This is a genomic window from Streptomyces sp. NPDC050433, from assembly GCF_044458565.1.
In the GTDB taxonomy this organism is placed as follows: domain Bacteria; phylum Actinomycetota; class Actinomycetes; order Streptomycetales; family Streptomycetaceae; genus Streptomyces.
Genome location: NZ_JBITIB010000001.1, coordinates 104,723 through 122,904, shown reverse-complemented (window position 1 = coordinate 122,904; position 18,182 = coordinate 104,723). Strand labels below are relative to the sequence as shown.

Annotated in this window: 18 protein-coding genes; 9 read left to right on the top strand and 9 right to left on the bottom strand. The window is 70.8% G+C overall.

The features are described from left to right. Positions 1–8: 8 nt before the first annotated feature. A complete protein-coding gene (gene tgmC / locus ACIBLA_RS00660; RefSeq protein WP_399197415.1) occupies positions 9–1,208 on the bottom strand; it encodes an ATP-grasp peptide maturase system methyltransferase in 1,200 nt (399 codons plus the stop codon). 110 nt (positions 1,209–1,318) lie between these two features. Here tgmC and ACIBLA_RS00655 point away from each other — a divergent pair, with 110 nt between their 5' ends. Next, complete coding sequence (locus ACIBLA_RS00655) at positions 1,319–1,450, top strand: hypothetical protein (RefSeq protein ID WP_399197414.1); 132 nt, start codon at positions 1,319–1,321, stop codon at positions 1,448–1,450. A gap of 31 nt (positions 1,451–1,481) precedes the next feature. Here ACIBLA_RS00655 and ACIBLA_RS00650 read toward each other — a convergent pair whose 3' ends face one another. From ACIBLA_RS00650 to glmS, 3 genes are all read right to left on the bottom strand, one after another. Next, positions 1,482–2,930: an NAD(P)H-hydrate dehydratase gene (locus ACIBLA_RS00650; RefSeq protein WP_363240189.1), complete on the bottom strand. Its 1,449-nt coding sequence runs from the start codon at positions 2,928–2,930 to the stop codon at positions 1,482–1,484. Positions 2,931–2,993: 63 nt separating this feature from the next. After that, positions 2,994–3,362: a holo-ACP synthase gene (locus ACIBLA_RS00645; protein ID WP_363240190.1), complete on the bottom strand. Its 369-nt coding sequence runs from the start codon at positions 3,360–3,362 to the stop codon at positions 2,994–2,996. 16 nt (positions 3,363–3,378) lie between these two features. Next, positions 3,379–5,232, bottom strand: coding sequence for a glutamine--fructose-6-phosphate transaminase (isomerizing) (gene glmS / locus ACIBLA_RS00640; protein ID WP_399197413.1), 1,854 nt, complete (start codon positions 5,230–5,232; stop codon positions 3,379–3,381). 256 nt (positions 5,233–5,488) lie between these two features. On the opposite strand from glmS, the gene ACIBLA_RS00635 reads away from it, so the two are divergent. Continuing rightward, a complete protein-coding gene (locus tag ACIBLA_RS00635) occupies positions 5,489–5,860 on the top strand; it encodes an SseB family protein (RefSeq protein ID WP_363240192.1) in 372 nt (123 codons plus the stop codon). Positions 5,861–6,186: 326 nt separating this feature from the next. On the opposite strand, the gene ACIBLA_RS00630 is transcribed toward ACIBLA_RS00635, so the two are convergent. After that, complete coding sequence (locus ACIBLA_RS00630) at positions 6,187–6,582, bottom strand: hypothetical protein (protein ID WP_399197412.1); 396 nt, start codon at positions 6,580–6,582, stop codon at positions 6,187–6,189. Positions 6,583–6,611: 29 nt separating this feature from the next. On the opposite strand from ACIBLA_RS00630, the gene ACIBLA_RS00625 reads away from it, so the two are divergent. Then, positions 6,612–7,202, top strand: a complete 591-nt coding sequence (locus tag ACIBLA_RS00625; RefSeq protein WP_399197411.1) for a TetR/AcrR family transcriptional regulator — start codon at positions 6,612–6,614, stop codon at positions 7,200–7,202. Between the two features lie 179 nt (positions 7,203–7,381). Next, positions 7,382–9,280, top strand: coding sequence for a hypothetical protein (locus ACIBLA_RS00620; protein ID WP_399197410.1), 1,899 nt, complete (start codon positions 7,382–7,384; stop codon positions 9,278–9,280). Positions 9,281–9,343: 63 nt separating this feature from the next. Here the strand turns inward: ACIBLA_RS00620 and ACIBLA_RS00615 are convergent, their stop codons facing one another. From ACIBLA_RS00615 to ACIBLA_RS00600, 4 genes are read right to left on the bottom strand one after another with little or no spacing between them, the layout of a single operon-like run. Next, complete coding sequence (locus ACIBLA_RS00615; RefSeq protein ID WP_399197409.1) at positions 9,344–10,210, bottom strand: histidine kinase; 867 nt, start codon at positions 10,208–10,210, stop codon at positions 9,344–9,346. A gap of 21 nt (positions 10,211–10,231) precedes the next feature. Continuing rightward, complete coding sequence (locus ACIBLA_RS00610; RefSeq protein WP_399197408.1) at positions 10,232–10,843, bottom strand: hypothetical protein; 612 nt, start codon at positions 10,841–10,843, stop codon at positions 10,232–10,234. Between the two features lie 12 nt (positions 10,844–10,855). Further along, complete coding sequence (locus tag ACIBLA_RS00605) at positions 10,856–12,307, bottom strand: hypothetical protein (protein ID WP_363240199.1); 1,452 nt, start codon at positions 12,305–12,307, stop codon at positions 10,856–10,858. 55 nt (positions 12,308–12,362) lie between these two features. After that, positions 12,363–12,836: a hypothetical protein gene (locus tag ACIBLA_RS00600; RefSeq protein WP_399197407.1), complete on the bottom strand. Its 474-nt coding sequence runs from the start codon at positions 12,834–12,836 to the stop codon at positions 12,363–12,365. A 166-nt stretch (positions 12,837–13,002) separates the two neighbouring features. Between ACIBLA_RS00600 and coaA the strand changes: the two genes are divergently transcribed. From coaA to ACIBLA_RS00575, 5 genes are all read left to right on the top strand, one after another. Then, positions 13,003–14,010: a type I pantothenate kinase gene (gene coaA / locus ACIBLA_RS00595; RefSeq protein ID WP_399197406.1), complete on the top strand. Its 1,008-nt coding sequence runs from the start codon at positions 13,003–13,005 to the stop codon at positions 14,008–14,010. A gap of 29 nt (positions 14,011–14,039) precedes the next feature. Continuing rightward, on the top strand, positions 14,040–14,972 hold the full coding sequence (locus ACIBLA_RS00590) for a DUF389 domain-containing protein (protein WP_399197405.1): 933 nt from the start codon (positions 14,040–14,042) through the stop codon (positions 14,970–14,972). 97 nt (positions 14,973–15,069) lie between these two features. Then, positions 15,070–16,281 carry a sensor histidine kinase gene (locus ACIBLA_RS00585; RefSeq protein ID WP_399197404.1) on the top strand — a complete coding sequence of 404 codons (1,212 nt, stop codon included), beginning with the start codon at positions 15,070–15,072 and terminating at the stop codon, positions 16,279–16,281. A gap of 24 nt (positions 16,282–16,305) precedes the next feature. Then, positions 16,306–17,022 carry a response regulator transcription factor gene (locus tag ACIBLA_RS00580; protein WP_363240204.1) on the top strand — a complete coding sequence of 239 codons (717 nt, stop codon included), beginning with the start codon at positions 16,306–16,308 and terminating at the stop codon, positions 17,020–17,022. A gap of 123 nt (positions 17,023–17,145) precedes the next feature. Then, the gene (locus ACIBLA_RS00575; protein ID WP_363240205.1) at positions 17,146–18,174 is read left to right on the top strand and encodes a DUF418 domain-containing protein; all 1,029 of its coding nucleotides are present in this window, start codon (positions 17,146–17,148) and stop codon (positions 18,172–18,174) included. Positions 18,175–18,182: the final 8 nt, after the last annotated feature.

The window sequence follows — 18,182 nt, the reverse complement described above, 5'->3', positions numbered from 1 at the left end:
GGACGACCCTAATTCCGGAGCAGTCGCAGGTCGGGGATCTTCGGGTGCCGCAGGTGCTGCCCTGCGTTGTACACGTGCAGCGTGAACGTCTCCGGCCCCGGCCGGCCTGCCGCGTCGTACGCGTCCAAGACGTGCTCGACGCACGTCCAGAGCTTCACCGGGCCGCCCTCGCGCACCTGCCATACGCCGTCGTCGGGGGTGAGGGTGGCGGCGGATCCGGTGACGACGTCGATCAGGTGCACCACGTCGCCGACGGTGGTCATCTGGGCGTCGGGCACGGCGCTTTGGGCCAGGAATCGCAGGTGGAAGGCTTCGTCGGTCGCTGCGCTGATCCGTTCCGGGCTGTGCCGCGAGGTGCGGGCCTTCGCGTCCGGTCCTACGGCCCAGTGGGCGGGGTTGCCGAAGGCCGGCGGCGCGTGTGTGCGGGCCGGCATGAAGGACACGGTGCCGCCCAGCAGACGGCCATCGGCGGTGCCGTCCTCGGCGACGGTGAGCAGGACGCGGGCGTAGCCGTAGAGCCAGCCCGACAGGGTGAGCAGGATCTTCCCGCCCGGCCGGGCCTGCGCGAGCAGGGCGGGGGGCACGGCGCGGAAGGAGCAGGCGGCGACGATCCGGTCGAACTTCGCCTCGGGCCAGTACCCGTACAGTCCGTCGGCCACGGCGAGGGTCGGGGTGTAGCCACACCCGTGCAGCGCGTTCGCGGCTGTCTCCAGCCGGTGCGGGTCCACCTCGACGCTCGTGATGCTGGCGGAGCCGAGCCGTTCGCAGGCGAGCGCGGTCGAGTAGCCGGTCCCGGTGCCGATCTCCAACACCGTCTGTCCCTCGGCGACTTCGGCGTCCGCCCACATCCGCACGACCAGGGACGGCAACGTGGACGAGGAGGTCGGTGCGCCGCCGTGGCGTACGGCAGGCTGCGTCCAGTCGGGTTCGTCGCCGCCGAATTGCGTGATGAGCGTGGTGTCGGAGTACGCGGCGGCCAGCCACCGGTCGTAGTCGAGCTGGGCGGTGACCGGCTCCCACACCGTCAGCCCATGCCGGTCCCGCTCGACGGCGGGCAGGTAGAAACCCGGCACGAACCGGTGTCGGGGCACCGTCTCCACGGCCAGCCGCCAGGCCGGATCGTCAAGGACGCCGTCCTCGGCGAGAGCGTTCGCCATCGCCTTCCGCAGACCTAGGGCGTCTGTCTCCAAGGCGGCGGGCATCGTCATGGCCTGCTGCCCCCTCTCGTACTCAGGATGTCTGCGAACGCGTTTGTAATGTCCTGCGCGTCCGGGAGCCAGCCCCACTGGCCGTTCGGATTGCACTCGATCGCGGTCCAGTGCGCCGGATCGTCCCCGTCGCCGGTCAGGGCGAAGTCCAGCAGATCCGCGACCTGTCCAGCAGGTTCTCGGCGTACGGCTCCGAAGACGGAGTCGAACTCCTACGGCACAACGTCGCCATGGCGAACTGAGCCCCAGGCGCCCTTCCCGGCCCGGCCCGCCTCACCCCTCCGCCACCACGTCCCGCCACGCCCCCCGCACCGCCCCCGCCACGTCCTCCGCGCTCACCGGGGCGCCCTTCGCCGTGTGGCGGGCCGCCAGGCCGTGGAGGTAGGCGCCCGCCGAGGCCGCGTCCCGCGCCTCCAGGCCCGCCGCAAGCAGCGAGCCCGTCAGGCCCGAGAGCACGTCGCCGCTGCCCGCCGTGGCCAGCCAGGGGGTGCCGGTGGAGTTGACGCGGACCGGGGCCGAGGGGTCCGGGGAGGCCACCAGGGTTGTCGAGCCCTTGAGCAGGACCGTCGCGCCGTAGCGGGACGTCAGTTCGCGGACCGTCGCGAGGCGGGACGACTCGACCTCCTCGCGGGGGACCCCCAGCAGCGCCGCCGCCTCCCCGGCGTGCGGGGTGAGCAGCGTCGGGGCCGTACGGGCGCGTACGGCGGCGGCGTCCAGGCCGCGCAGGCCGTCCGCGTCGATCAGGACCGGTACGTCGGAGGCCAGCGCGTCCGAGACGCCCGGCTCGTCGCCCAGGCCGGGGCCGACCACCCAGGCCTGGACGCGGCCCGCCTTGGCCGGTGGGCCGGTGTGGACCAGGGTCTCGGGGAAGCGGGCGATCACCGCGTCACCGGCGGGCCCCACGTACCGCACCGCCCCCGCGCCGCCGTGCAGCGCGCCCGACACCGCCAGTACCGCCGCGCCCGGATAGCGCGCCGAACCGGCGACCACCCCGACGACACCCCGCCGGTACTTGTCGCTCTCGCCCGTCGGCACCGGCAACAGCCGTGCCACGTCCGCGTGTTGGAGTGCCTCAAGCTCCGGCACCGACGGCAGCACCGCGCCGAGGCCGATGTCGACGAGCCGTACCGCCCCCGCGTACTCCCGCGCCGGGTCGATCAGATGGGCCGGTTTGTACGTACCGAACGTCACCGTCGCGTCCGCCCGCAGCGCCTCCCCCACCACCTCCCCGCTGCCCGCCTCGACGCCGCTCGGCAGGTCGACGGCCACCACCACCGCGCCCGAACCGCGCGCCGCCCGTGCCACCGGCACCGCGTCGGGGCGCAGCCCGCCGCGCCCGCCGATGCCGGTGATGCCGTCCACGACGAGATCGGCGGCGGCCAGTACGGCGAACGGGTCGTCCGCGACCCGACCGCGTGCGGCCAGCAGAGCCGTAAGCCCCCGGGCATGCGCCCGGTCGGGGTTCAGCAGCACCGCCGACACCCCGGCCCCGCGCCGCGCCAGCCGGGCCCCGGCGTACAGCGCGTCGCCGCCGTTGTCGCCGCTGCCGACGAGCAGGACGACCCGCGCCCCGTACACCCGCCCCGGGCCCCGCCGCAGCAGATCGGCGCAGACGGCGGCGAGTCCCGCCGCCGCGCGCTGCATCAGTACGCCGTCGGGGAGCCGGTCCATCAGCTCCCGCTCGGCGGTCCGTACGGTCTCGACGCTGTAGGCGGTACGCATGACTCCGAGTCTGCCGCAAACCGTGGGGCGTCACCCCTCGCGATCGCCCCACCAGAGCAGCCGTCACCCCTCCGCGATCACCACCGCCGACGCGATCCCCGCGTCATGGCTGAGCGACACATGCCAGGACCGCACGCCCAGTTCCGCCGCGCGCGCCGCCACCGTGCCCCGTACCCGCAGCCTCGGCTGCCCGCTCTCCTCGACGTACACCTCGGCGTCCGTCCAGTGCAGCCCGGCCGGCGCGCCCAGCGCCTTCGCCAGCGCCTCCTTGGCCGCGAAGCGCGCCGCCAGCGAGGCGATACCGCGCCGCTCCCCGCTGGGCAGCAGCAACTCCCGTTCCGCGAAGAGCCGTTCGGCCATGGCCGGTGTGCGCTCCAGCGACGCCGCGAAGCGTTCGATCTCCGCCACGTCGATCCCCACCCCGATGATCACCGCACTGTCCTGCCTCTCACTCCACTGTCACGGACTTCGCCAGATTCCTCGGCTGGTCCACCTCGTTGCCGCGCGCCGTCGCCAGCTCGCACGCGAAGACCTGCAACGGCACCGTCGAGACCAGCGGCTGAAGGAGCGTCGGTGTCACCGGGACACGGATGAGATGGTCCGCGTACGGCACCACCGCCTCGTCCCCCTCCTCCGCGATCACGATCGTCCGCGCTCCCCGCGCCCGGATCTCCTGGATGTTCGACACGATCTTGTCGTGCAGCACCGAACGCCCACGCGGCGACGGTACGACGACCACCACCGGCATGTCCTCCTCGATCAGCGCGATCGGGCCGTGCTTCAGCTCGCCGGCCGCGAAGCCCTCGGCGTGCATGTACGCCAGTTCCTTCAGCTTCAACGCGCCCTCCAGGGCCACCGGGTGGCCCACGTGCCGCCCCAGGAAGAGCACCGTCCGCTTGTCCGCGAGCGAGCGCGCCAGCTCCCGTACCGGCTCCATCGTCTCCAGCACGCGCTCGACCTCGCGGGAGATCCGAGACAGTTCGCGGATGACGGCGCGGATCTCGTCGCCGTACTTCGTGCCGCGCAGCTGCCCCAGATACAGCGCGACCAGGTAGCACGCCACGAGCTGCGTCAGGAACGCCTTCGTCGACGCGACCGCGATCTCGGGGCCCGCGTGGGTGTACAGGACGGCGTCCGACTCCCTCGGGATCGTCGAGCCGTTGGTGTTGCAGATGGCGAGGACGGTGGCGCCCTGGTCGCGCGCGTGCCGCAGCGCCATCAGCGTGTCCATCGTCTCGCCGGACTGGGAGATCGCGACGACGAGGGTACGGGTGTTCAGGATCGGGTCCCGGTAGCGGAACTCGCTCGCCAGCTCCACCTCGCACGGGATACGCGTCCAGTGCTCGATGGCGTACTTCGCGATCAGCCCGGCGTGGAACGCCGTCCCGCACGCCACGATGACGACCTTGTCGGCAGCCCGCAGCACCCGCGAGGGGATGCGCAGGTCGTCCAGGGTCAGCGAGCCCTCGGCGTTGACGCGTCCGAGGAGGGTGTCGGCGACGGCCTTCGGCTGCTCGGCGATCTCCTTGAGCATGAAGTAGTCGTAGCCGCCCTTCTCGGCGGCGGAGGCGTCCCAGTCGATGTGGTACTCGCGTACGTTGTCCTGCGCGTCAGCGCCGTCGAAGTCGGTCACGGTCACACCGTCGCGGCGCAGCTCCACCACCTGGTCCTGGCCCAGCTCGATCGCGGAGCGCGTATGGGCGATGAAGGCGGCGACGTCCGAGGCGAGGAAGGCCTCCCCGTCGCCCACGCCCACCACGAGCGGCGAGTTGCGGCGCGCGCCCACGACCACGTCCGGCTCGTCCGCGTGCACGGCGACCAGCGTGAACGCGCCCTCCAGCCGCCCGCACACCTGCCGCATCGACTCGGCCAGCTCGCCGCAGGACGAGAACGCCTCGGCGAGCAGATGTGCCACGACCTCCGTGTCGGTCTCGGAGGACAGGTCGTGGCCGCGGTCGGACAGCTCGGTGCGCAGGGCGGCGAAGTTCTCGATGATCCCGTTGTGTACGACGGCGACACGGCCCGCGTTGTCGGCGTGCGGATGGGCGTTGGCGTCGGTCGGGCCGCCGTGGGTGGCCCATCTGGTGTGGCCGATGCCGGTGTTGCCGCTCGGCAACGGCACCTCCACCAGCGCCTTCTCCAGATTGACGAGCTTGCCCGCCTTCTTGGCCGAGGCCAGTCCGCCGTCGGCGAGGACCGCGACACCGGCCGAGTCGTAGCCGCGGTATTCGAGCCGCTTGAGACCGGCGATGACCACATCGAGCGCCGACTGTCCGCCGACGTAACCCACGATTCCGCACATGGTCGGCAGCCTACGGCGGCCGGTCCCGCGGGTTCGGGAGCGCTCGCGGACGACTTTCCGGCCCAGGCCTGCTGAGGCGAGGAGCTTGCTGGCGAATCCTCTCTCGTGACAGACAGCGTCTCGACTATGCGTGACAACGGGGACGACATAGTGCGGCCTGGCCGCCCGTCGAGACTGACCGAATTGGTTGACTGGCCCGAGGCGGAGCGACCGACCGCGCGTCAGGAAGCCCGAGCCGACGCCCGAGCCGGCAGCTGTGGATGAATTGACCACCGCGAAGCGTCAGTTCGCGATGTTGCTGGGTGAGTTTCGGCGTGCGGCGATGTTGGTGCCGTTGGATGCGGCCGGGGATTTGTGGTCGGCGGATCAGGGTGGTGTGCGGTGGATCTGTGCGTTCTCGGATGAGGGGGCGTTGGCGCGGTTTGCGTGGGCGCGTGGTGAGGCCGGACGGGAATGGGTGTACCGAACCGTTCCGGGTGCGCGGTTGCTGGATGTGATGGTGCCGTTGTTGCCGGGTCCTGCGGGGGTGGCTTTGGACGCGGGCAGTGAGGACGGCGGGATGTTGTTTCCGCCGGTGGTGGGGATCGTGCCGGATGGGGTCGCGGTGGATGTCGGGGGGTTACGGTGAGCGGGGAGGGTACGGAACGGCACCCCATCCATGGATACCTTCAACTCGCTTTCGTTGGGTGGCGGTTCGCGGAGCCTCGCGACGAATTGAAGGCGGTGTTCGAGTCGGCTCTGCGGGAGACGCCTGAGCAGACCGAGTGGATGCTCAGGTCGGCGAGAAATTGGATGATGGTGCCCGCCCGTCTGATTCGGGAATCCGAACCAGAGGCTCGCGACTTCAATGACACGATGGCCGACATCACCATGGGTGATCAAGACTTCTGTGCAGCAACAGCCGAAGATTTCGAGAGGATTCTTCAGGCGCTGGCATCGCCCACTCGGCGTCCGTCAGGTTTCCCCCGCTCGGCATGTGCGACCGAGTTGGTGGATGTGCTGCACCCGTCCGTCTTCGGCGATTTCGCCGACCAGGATCCACTCGATCACCATGTGCCCAAGCTTGCGGTGTTCGGTGTTGAGGCGGCAGCGTGCGGCAAAGCGGTGGTCGTCGGCGAGGAGGTCATCGATCTGCATCTGACTCGCGGTGACGTTCTTGCGGGCCGGGGCCGCGTGTGCAATCAACTGGTCGCGAGAGAGATCGGTGCCGTCGGTCACCCAGACCGCATCCTCGGTGAAGGTGCGGTCCACGATTTGGGCGGGATCCTCGTCGGAGAGAGCCATGTCGCGGGTGTAGTCGATCAGCAGGCGGTGCGCCGCCCGCACAGTTATCTCTGACATGCCTGTCATGGTTAGCGTTCCTGTTATCGTTGTCAACCATGTCAGAGATAAGGCGTCGCCGTCAGCGAGTGGAGGTCCCGCGCAACCGTGCCGCTTTGGTGTCGGCGGCGATCCAGGTGCTTGCCGAGCGTCCCGAGGCGAGCATGTCCGACATCGCGGGCGAGGCCGGCGTGACACGACAGACTGCTTACGCGCACTTCGGCACCCGCGAAGCCCTGGTCACAGCGGTGCGCGACGAGTTGAGCCATCGAGCGTTCACCGCGCTTGATGCCGCAGACCTCGAGGCCGGCCACGCCACCGAAGCCCTCTCCCGATTCCTTACCGCAGTCGAAATGCTGCTGGCCGAGCAGACAGCATTCGATCACTCAAGCAGCGACGCAGAGGCAGACGCCTCACGCCACATGCCGATCGAGCAGCGCCTGGCGGCCCTGATCCGCCGCGGGCGCGACAGCGGCGAGTTCACGACCGAACTGGAGACGGACTGGCTGGTCGCCGCGACGATCGCACTCGGGCATGCCGCCGACCAACAGATCCGAACCGGGCGACTGGACGCGCGGGCCGCATCGAGACAGCTCCGGTCGACGGTGATCCGCTTGTACGGCGCCAATGAATCCGACCGATCTCCATGATCGATACGTACTGGCCCTGGCTTAGCTCGTGATCGAAGAGGCAGGCTCCCAGGGGTGGGATCAGGCCCGAGAGCGCCTGAGGGCGACAGCGTTCCGACCGGCCCTCGTAGCCGGGGCATGCGATACGGCTTTGTCATCGAAAGCCTCTGGTGGCGGCCACCACCGACCGCCTTCAATGGATGACCGTGACGATCACCGCGACGCTTCGCACCTTGTTCACCCTGCCGCGGATGCTCCGCCACGGGGCCGCCGTCGGCGCGCATCTGCCCCCCGACGCGTCCGTCGTCCTCGACCCGCCCACGCCCGAGCTGCGCGCCGCGCTCACCGCCGCGTACGCGGGTGACCACGTCCCGGCCAGGGACCTGCTGGCGGCGACCCGCGTCGGCGCCGAGTGGGAGCGGCGCGGCGGATACGTGCCACGGCTGGCCGAGAGCGCGCTGCACAGCCCCGGCTGGCTGGACGCGTGGCTCGCCGAGTCGCCGCGGGATCCGGACGCCGTACTGGTGAAGGCGGAGCACTGCGTCCAGCAGGCGTGGGAGATACGGACGGGCGCCCGCGCGAGCAGCGTCTCGCGCGACCAGTTCCAGGCGTTCTTCGCGCTGCTCGACGACGCGGTGCCGGTGATCGGCGCGGCGGCCGAGCTGAACCCCACAGACCCCGTTCCGTGGCAGGTCGCGCTCACGCACGCGCGCGGCAGCCAGGCGCCGCGCGAGGTGTTCGACGCGTACTGGGCGGAGGCGACCGCCCGCGCGCCGCACCACTACGGCTGCCATGTCTCGGCGCTCCAGTACCTGTGCGACAAGTGGTACGGCACGCACGAGGAGATGTTCGACTTCGCCGAACGCGCGGCGGCGGAGGCCCTGCCGGGCTCGAAGCTGCACGCGCTGCCGCTGCTGGCGGCCGTCGAGTACGACGTGGTGGCCGACGGCCCGCCGGCGGAGGGCGACCGGATAGAGCCGTCCCGGATCCATGCGGCGCTGGAGCGGGCGCGGGAGCTGTCGGACGCGTACCCGCACGGCGATCCGGAGGTGGCCGGGGTCCGCAACCACCTGGCGCTGATGCTGCTGCTGGCGGACCGGCACGGGGAGGCGCTGGAGCAGTTCCGGGCGGTGGGGGTGCACGCGACGGAGTTCCCGTGGGGGTATCTGGGGGACGCGCGGGGCGAGTTCCTGGAGTTCCGGGCGGGTGTACGGATGCATGTGGCGGCGCGGACGCCGTTCTTCTCGCGGCCGAAGCCGCCGGGGGACCCTGCCGGGGCCGAGACCGCGTCCGCCTCCGCCTCCTCCCCCGTCTCCCCGCACTGCCTCGCCCTCGTCGCGGCCCCGCCGCACACCGTCGCCGACGCCGCGCTGATGTGCGGTGTCCCGCTGCGGATAGCCCCGGCGCCGGGGCGGTCCTCGTACGTCGAACTCGCCGCCGACCCGGAGCCCGGCATCCGCGCCACGCTCCTCGGCGAGGACCGGCTCACGGCCGCCGCCGACAACTTCACCACCGGCGAGCCGTGGCCCGCGCTCGTCCTGCGCCGGACCGGCGACCGGTACGGCTTCACGCTTCTCCAGCAGGGCAAGAAGGTCGCCGACCACGACTGGGACCCGGCGGCGCCGGTCCCCGACCACGCTGCCGTCGCGGCCACGGCCGGGACGCTGGCGACGGCGTACGGCCTCGCCGACACCCGCCCGGTCACCAACCTCCTGCGCGGCTCGGACGACCCGGCCCGCCGCCAGTCCGCCCTGGTGGCCGCGCTCGGCCTGCCGCCGATACCGGCCGGTTTCGGCACCCGCGACGAAGTCCTCACCACCCTCGCCGGCGCCCGGGTGCTGGCCCGCCGCGGCTTCTTCGCGGGCATCGTGGACACCCTCTCCGGCGACCCGTCCGGCGGCCCGACGGTGCCGCGCCGCCCGCGCTGGTGGGTGCTGCGGGTCGCGGCGCTGCTGCTGTTCGTGCCGGTCACGGCGTACGCCTGGTGGGACCCGGACATCGGCTGGCTCCGCGCGTCCCTCTCGACGATCGCGACGTGCTACATCACGGGCCGACTGACGGGCGCGTGGCGGCGACGCGGTCGGGTGCGCAAGGGCTGACGCCGCTGCCCGGCCCAACGCCCCTGGCAGTACGAGCTGTACCTCGGATACGTTTGCGTGCGCTCAGCCCTTGCCCGGCTGACGTGCCGCGGCGTCCCGGAGTTCGCCCTCGTCGGGCAGGAGGCCGGTGATCCGCGTCCAGATCGTCTTGGCCTCCACGCGGACGAGCCTGAAGGTGCTCGCCGGGGTGATCCGCTCCTCGGCCACCGGCTCGGCGGGCAGCTCCCGCAGCCAGTAGCCGAGAGGGCCGCAGTCCCAGACGGCGAAGCCGCGCGTCTCCGCAGCGTCCTGGCCCTCGTGATGAGTCTGCCAGGCCGAGGTCAGACGCCAGCTCGACCGGAGCTCGGAGATCAGGTCGGCGACGAGCGTCAGCGCCTGCTCGCCGAGGTCGCCGCCCGTCGCAAGGGCCTGGCGGATCGCCGCGCGCTCGTCGTGGGCGGATTGTACGATTCCCTCGCCCTCCAGGGCGGCGAGACCCGCCTCGACGGTGCCGATCGTCGTCTCCACGACGGAAGGAAGCGTGTCCGGTCCTGCCGAGGAGCGCTGTGAGCGCTGGAGGTTCACCATGTCGGAGAGCTTCCACACCAGCGTCTTCGGCTCGACGCAGGAGTACTCGGCCTCGGGCACGCCCGGCCACGCCTCGTGCGCGACGACGTGGTCCGCGCCGATGAGCATGCCGTGGTGCAGCTTGCCCTGCCGGCCGGCGGCCTCCAGCGAGATGACCACCCCGGGGGAGAGGACCGTCTCCATCAGCGGCAGCAGCAGAGGGGACAGTTTCCCGTCCTCATCGATCAGACCGCAGTCCAGCAACTCCTTCTGGGCCGCCGCGAACTCGTCGGGCACCTCGTCCCCTGTCGCCAGCTCGGAGAGCACGATCACGTGCTCGTCCGCCAGCCGGAAGCGGGACCGGGAAATATCGAACGAAGGCATACACACTCACTTGATAGACATTCAGGAATAGATTCCGGCCCAGAAGGCGAACATCCTTGCGAACGCCGCCCGTACGACGCCGCGCCGTGTGAGCACGGAGCGGTCGACTCCGGAGAAGAGAGCCGCGAGGGCGACATCGGCGGGCAGGACCCGGCCTGCCGCCTGCACGGTTGCCTTCCTGCCGCTTCCGCGCCCCGACTGCCGCACCGTGACGACGACGCCGGGGTCTTCGGCGTCGGGCCGCCGGGACAGCGTGTATGCCCGGCGGTTGATCGCCGTGAGCGTGTACGCGTCGCCCAGATACGTCATACGCAGGGAGCGCCCCCGGTGCGTCTGCGCCCACCGGTTCCGGCTCATCCGCACGACCGCGTCGCCCACCCGGAGCGTCGCGCCATTGAGGGTCGGCATCGACAGGTCATCCGCGTGCAAGCCACGCGTCTCGAACGTGGCCGTGGGAATCAGACCACCCTGCACAGCCGTGGTGATCTTTTCCCGCGCATAAGGGCCCGCCGGGTGCACCACCTGGATGTCGCCGAACTCCGGAGAAGTGCCCTGCCAGCCGAACTGCTTGCCCCCGGCCGGAGATTTCCCCTTCCAGGACGCGAGCGTGAACGGGCTGATAGCCGTGTGCATGACTTTCCCTCGCTAGTCGAACGGGTTGAGGGCGCCGCCCAGCTTCTTCGCCCCGTCGGCGATACCGCCCCCGATGTCCGAGGCCTTGTCGCCCACCCAGTCGCCGGCCGTGTCGAGTCCCTTGCCGATGGCCTCGTGGTTGTCCCAGATCAGAGCGCCGGCGTACGCCACGCCTGTGCCGATCGCCAGGCCCGCCGTGACCGGGTTGGGCGCCACGGTCAGCGCGGTCAGCGACGCGTTGAACGCCGTTCCCGTGAGGTCGGTGGCGAACTTCGAAGGATCGGCCTTGATCATATCGACGTCGTACGTGGCCAAGTTGGCCACGCCGTAGGCCGTTGCCGCGACGCCGCCGACGACACCCGCGCCCCGGAGCCATCCGGCGGCCGACGCGGCGTTCGCGAGGCCCCCGGTCTGCGCGACCCTGACGAGATTGGCCTCGGCGGCCGACGGCACGATCCAGGAACCGTTCCGCAGGTACGTGCCGAACTGGGCCGCTTCGTCGGACCCGGTGACGGCGTTGACCAGGCCTGGAGGAACCTTGCTCAACAGGCTTCCGGGCGCGGCCCCGGCCAGGCGGCTGTTGATGATGGTGGAGATCTTGGTGCCCGGCGCGGTGACGTCCTTGGTGTCCTTCACGTACTTGAACAGTTTCCAGGAGTTACTCAGGGTCCCGCCGACCGCGGCGGCGAAAGCGCCGGCGGTGATCGTGCCCTTCTGGACGGCGGCGAAAAGGTCCGCCAGCCGCTTACTGCCGGTCCCCTTCTCCACAACCTCCCTCTGGAGACGCTGAATGTAGTCGTCCAGGGTCTCGTTGTCCCGCATCCCCAGCGAAGCGAGCTCCATGCGCTCCCGCTTCTGCTGGTCGTCCGCCTTCGCGACGTTGTCGGCGTTGCCGTTGAAGCCGCCCGCTGTGCCGTCGTTCTTGGCGCCACCGCTGTCCTTGACAACGGCTTCGAGGTCCTTCTGGAAGTCCTTGTCCGCGTCGTTGACGGCCTTCACACAGGACTTGATGTAGTCGGCCCAGGACTGCTCGCTGTCCCGGACGCTCTTGGCGTAGTCCGGGTCGTTACGGAGCGCGTTGCGCTCGCTCTCGGTGGCACTCTCGTAGTCGAAGGCGACATTGCCCTGCTCCGAGACCTTCATGCCCGCCTTGATGGCGTCGGCGCGCGCGGTCTCCAGCCGCTTCTTCAACTCGACGAACTGGTCGTGCGCGTTGCGCAGCAGTGTCGACGTCGCTTTCGCCTGCGTCTGGGCGGCCTGGTACTCGTACCGGGTGGCCGCGAAGTTCAAGGACGCCGCGCTCGCGCTCTCCCCCAGCCACACGTCACCGAGCGTGATTTTCTGCACGCCGTCCCGGTAGCGCTTCTCGACCTTCCCGAATTCCTCGGCCATCGACTTCCACATGTCGGCGGCGGAGGAGAGCTTCCCGAAGTCGGTGGTCATGACTTCGCGATATGTCAGCATGCTCATTTCCCCTGGGGCGCTTCAGAGTTCTGCGATGGCGGTGGCCTGCGGTGGCTCACTGGTAACCGTCGAACGCCGACGGTGTCTTGATGCCGTACAGCTCGGAGCGGCGCGCGCTGTCGACCCCCGAGAGGGTGCCGACAGCGCCCTTGAGGCCGTCGCGCTCCTTGCTCAGGCGGCCCAGGAGCGTCTTCACCTGCCCGTCCCACGTGGTTTGGACCTTTTTGAGTGCCCCGGCGGTCGCCCATCCACTGAGCGCGCCGACAGCGCCGGCGTTGGCCTCGTCCGCGTGGTTGCCCGCCTTTTTGGTACTGGTCAGCAGTTCGTTGGCGATGGTGTCGGCGGCGGCCTTCTTCTCGGCCGGCGTCGACACGAGCTTCGACGTGCCGCCGGGGCTTGAGGCGGGGCCGTCCGCGGGAAGCTGGTTCAACCGCGTGGCCGTGGAGCCCTGTTCCGCCGCCTCGGCCCGCTGCCCGGGCCCATCCTCGCCGAAGCTCATGGTGCGCCAACCCCCGATGTTGCTGATCACGATTCCGCGTCGCTCATATGTCCGGCACCGCAGGGCACCGGAATCGATCACGCGCGGAACTCGCCTTCGGTTCCAGCCCGGACACCCCGGTCTTCCGACCTACCCTGGGCCCTCACGTGACCCACCCCACCCCCACAACCTCCGCCCCACCCCCGACAATGGCCACGTGATCACACCGTCTTCGTCAACGCCGCCGCCGAGCGCCCAGCGCCGGGCCGAGCACGGGCCGACCCCCTTCGTCGACCTCAGCCGTGCCGAGTGGAGCGCGCTGCGTGACAAGACGCCGCTGCCGCTCAGTGCCGAGGAGGTCGAGCGGCTGCGCGGGCTCGGCGACGTCATCGATCTGGACGAGGTGCGGGACGTCTATCTGCCGCTCTCCCGGCTGCTCAACCTGTACGTGCAGGCCACCGGCCAACTCCGGGGCGCGCTCAACACGTTCCTCGGGGAGGCCGGCAACGGCCACGGCGCCCAGCGCGGTACGCCCTTCGTGATCGGCGTCGCCGGGAGCGTCGCCGTCGGGAAGTCGACCGTCGCACGGCTCCTCCAGGCGCTGCTCGCCCGCTGGCCGGAGCACCCGCGCGTGGAGCGCGTGACCACCGACGGGTTCCTGCTGCCGATGAAGGAGTTGCAGGCGCGCGGGCTGATGTCGAGGAAGGGTTTCCCGGAGTCGTACGACCGCCGGGCCCTCACCCGCTTCGTCGCCGATATCAAGGCCGGCAAGGACGAGGTGACCGCGCCCGTCTACTCCCATCTGAAGTACGACATCGTGCCGGACGAGCGGCTGACCGTACGGCGCCCCGACATCCTCATCGTCGAGGGCCTGAACGTCCTCCAGCCCGCCCTGCCCGGCCAGGACGGCCGCACCCGCGTCGGGCTCGCGGACTTCTTCGACTTCAGCGTGTACGTCGACGCACGGGCCGAGGACATCGAGAGCTGGTATCTGAACCGCTTCCGCGAGCTGCGCCAGACCGCCTTCCAGAATCCGTCCTCGTACTTCCGGAAGTACACCCAGGTCACGGAGGAGGAGGCCCTCGACTACGCGCGCACCACCTGGCGCACCGTCAACCGGCTCAATCTGCTGGAGAACGTCGCGCCCACCCGCGGCCGTGCCACTCTGGTCCTCCGCAAGGGCCCGGACCACAAGGTCCAGCGCCTGTCACTCCGCAAGCTCTGACAACTCCAACCGAGCGTCTGAGAGCCACCGTGCTGCATCTGCGCCTGATCGTCCCCGCCGACCTGACCGACGAGGTCGTAGGTACGGTGGAGAGCACCGTCGGCACCACCCACCTGGTCGTCCTCCCCGGCGCCGCCCGCGACCCGGCGGGCGATCTCGTCCTGTGCGACGTCGCGCGCGAGGCGGGCGACGGACTTATCGCCGACCTGTGCGACCTCGGCATCGACAAGAGCGGCTCGATCGCCGTCGAGGACATCGGGCTTTCACTGTCCCGCCGCGCCGACAAGGCGGAGGCCGACGCTCCGGGCGAGGGCGCGGACGCCGTGCTGTGGGAGCACCTGGCGGAGGCGACCCACGAGGAGTCCACCCTCTCGGTCACGTATCTCGCGTTCCTCACCCTCGCGACGATGATCGCCGCGTGCGGTGTGGTGCTGGACAACGCGATCCTGATCGTCGGCGCGATGGCCGTGGGGCCGGAGTTCGGGCCGCTCGCCGGACTCTGTACGGCGGTGGTACGGCGCTCCGCGCGGCTCGCCCTGCGCGCGCTGGCCGCGCTGCTGGTCGGGTTCGCCGCCGCGATGATACTGACGACGGGCTTCAGCCTGCTGATGAACGCGTTCGGCCTGTTCAGCGAGTCCATGCTGGAGGCGCCCCGTCCAAGCACCGCCTTCATCTACGCGCCGGACCTGTTCTCGTTCGTGGTCGCGATCCTGGCCGGCGTCGCCGGCATGCTCTCGCTGACCTCGGCGAAGTCCGGACTGCTGGTCGGTGTCGCCATCTCCGTCACCACGGTCCCCGCCGCCGCGAACGCGGCGGTCGCTCTCGGCTACGGGGACCTCGACCAAGTGTGGGGCTCCAGCGTCCAACTCCTCATCAACCTGGGCGGCATCGTCCTCGCGGGAACGCTCACGCTGCTGATCCAGAGGTACCTCTGGAAGAGGACCGGGGGGACGCGGGCCTGATCCGCCGTCGGAGGCCGAACCGAACTCCCGGGCCCAGTACCCGGGTCGGCCATTCGGCCGACCCGCCGGACGGCCCGCGTCGGCTAGTCTCCGCGTGGTGAACGCGCATTCCCCGCTGACCGCGGACCCGCCGAAGACCGCCCCGCCTCCCTCTTCGCCCGTCCACAGAGCCCTGTCCGTCGCGCTGTACGCGGTGCTCGCCGCGGTGTGGCTCGGGGACGTGGTGGCCACCGGGGGGCTGCGCACCTCCGAGCGTGGCTGGCTGCTGCCTCTGGTGTCCGGGCCGGTGGCAGCTGTACTGCTGCAGCTGCCCTACCGGTGGCTGTCCCTGGAGCGGCGTGCCTGGGCCGCGGCGTGCGGTTCGCTGGTGGTGACGGGGGTGATGGCGCTCAGGGATCTCAAGGCCGGCGGAGGCTGGGGGATGCTGGAGTCGGCATGCCTGCTCATCCTGATCGCCCGGACCTGCCGGCGGGCCGGTCGGCCGTACGTCACCGTCGCGCTGGGGATCGCGGTGCTCCTCGGCCCGGTACGGCTGAACAACCCGGGCATGCTGGCGGGCTCCTACTCGCTCGCTTTCGGCGTCGGTGCGGTGGTCGCCCTCGGCTGCTTCCTCCGCATGCAGGACAGGAGCCAGGCCCGCGCGATGGACAGCGTCCGCCAGGCGGAGCGGATGGAGCTGGCCCGCGACCTGCATGACTTCGTCGCCCACCATGTGACCGGCATCGTCGTGCAGGCGAACGCCGGGCTGGCCATCCGGGCGACGGCGCCGGAACACATCGAACCGATCCTGGAGAGCATCCAGAAGTCCGGTATGGAGACGCTGGATTCCATGCGCCGCCTGGTGCGGGTGCTGCGGGAGGTCGACGGCACACCGCAGCGGCCCGGCGAACTGTTCACCGAACTGGCCGGCATGGTCTCCGGCTTCTCCGGTGGCGAGGACGGCATGGACGCCACGCTCTCGGTGGCCGCCCCCGCCCGCTCGGCGCGACTCGCACCCGAGGTGGAGCTCTCCGTGCACCGCGTGGTGCAGGAGTCGCTGACCAACGCGCGGCGGCACGCCCCCGGAACGCTGGTGGCCGTACGGGTGGACGCGGAGGACGGACAACTGCGAGTGGAGATCAACAACACGCCCTCGGCCGCGCCGCCCGCACCGTCACCGGTCGGAGGCCGTGGGGGCTTCGGGATGGTGGGGCTCCAGGAGCGGGTGGCAGCGGTCGAAGGGCTGTTGGAGGCGGGCAGGACACCGGACGGCGGCTGGCGGGTCGTCGGCGTCTTCCCCGTGCTGGACATGGCCGGATCAGCCGCCTGAGGCGGACATGGCAGGATCGGCCAGGTGAGTGAGACGACGGCAGCAGACGTCACCGCGTCCTCGGTGACCAGGGTGCTCATCGCCGACGACCAGCATCTGGTCCGTACGGGATTCCGGCTGATCCTGGACGCCCAGCCGGGTATCGAGGTGGTGGGCGAGGCGGCCGACGGTGCCACCTGCGTGGAGATGGCCAGACGGCTGCGGCCGGACGTGTGCCTCGTCGACATCAGGATGCCCGCGCTCGACGGCCTGGAGGTCACACGCATCCTGGCCGGACCCGAGTCGGCCGACCGGATGCGCGTCGTCGTGATCACCACCTTCGACCAGGACGACTACGTCAGCCGGGCGCTGCGGCACGGCGCCTGCGGGTTTCTGCTGAAGGACGCCAGCCCCGCGCTGCTCGTCGAGGCGGTACGGGCCGCGCGACGCGGGGACGCGCTGATCTCCCCGGCGGTCACGGTACGGCTGCTGCGTCAACTGGAGGGCCGGCGCGGTCCGTCCGCCTCCGGCGGCCGTGACCCGGGAGCGGCGCTGACGGCGCGTGAGCTGGACGTCGCGCGGCTCGTCGCGGTGGGGCGCACCAACCAGGAGATCTGCGGGGACCTGTTTCTGTCGCTCGGGACCGTCAAGACGCATCTGACGAACATCCAGTCCAAGCTGGCCGTGCGCAACCGGGTGGAGATCGCCGCGTGGGCGTGGGCGACGGGCACGGTCTCGGGGCATTCCGGCCTCCCGGAGTGAAACGGTCCCCGGAGGCGGAGGCAGGGGCAGCCCCGGGGAGGAGCCCGTATCGGCCGTCCGGCCGATGGGGAACGGCCATCCGGCCGAAGTGCCGTACGGTGCCGCTGCCGCACCGTGAACACCATGAACACCACGACCTCGACCGACCAGGCCACCGCCCAGGAACCCGCCGCGCGGGCGTCACGCCGGATCACCGCGCTGGACTCACTGCGCGGCTTCGCGCTCTGCGGCATCCTTCTGGTCAATCTCCCGTATCAGATGATGGAGATGTCCAAACGCGACGACGCTCTCAATGTCTATCCGGTCCCCGCGTTCCTGGACTACTTCGTCCATCAGCGGTTCTTCCCCATTTTCGCGTTCCTCTTCGGACTGAGCTTCGCGATCTTCCTGGACAGCGCGGCACGCCGGTCGCCCCGCCCCCGGCTGCTGCTGGTGCGCCGACTGGTGGTCCTGGGCCTGCTGGGCCTCGCGCACCAGCAGCTGCAACCCGGCGAGGCGCTGCTTCCGTACGCGGTCTTCGGGCTGCTGATCCTGTTGCCCGCCTCGTGGCTGCCGACCTGGGTGGTACTTCCCGCGGGGCTGCTCGGGCTCGTCGCCTCGGTCACCCTCGCCGGGGGTGGGCTGGCGACCAACCCGGGGCTGGTCCTGCTCGGGCTCGCCGTCGCCCGCCTCGGTGTCGCCCGCACGCTGGACCGCCGTACCGGGCAACTCGCCGTCGTACTCGTCCTGGCCGCCGTCGGTACGGTCGCCGTCAGCTGGTGGGAGCACATCTACCCGTCCGCCGGACCGTACGCCACGCGGATCGCCGCGGCGGCCGGTCTCCTGGGCGCCGCCGCGTACGCCACCGCGCTGCTGCTCGTCCTGCGCACCCGGCTGGGCCGGCCGCTGTCGGCAGTCCTCGAACCGCTCGGCAGGATGGCGCTGACCAACTACCTCACCGCGACGCTCGTCGTGGTCGCCGCAGCCGGTCCGCTGGAGCTGCGGTACTCCTCCCGCTGGGTCACCGCCATGGCCCTGGCGGCGGTCATTCTCACCGCGCAGGCCCTCTTCAGCCGCTGGTGGCTGGCCCGCTTCCGGTACGGGCCGCTGGAGTGGGTCCTGCGCTGCCTGACGTGGTGGAACGTGGTGCCACTGCGCCGCTCGCATCCGTGACTGCCGCG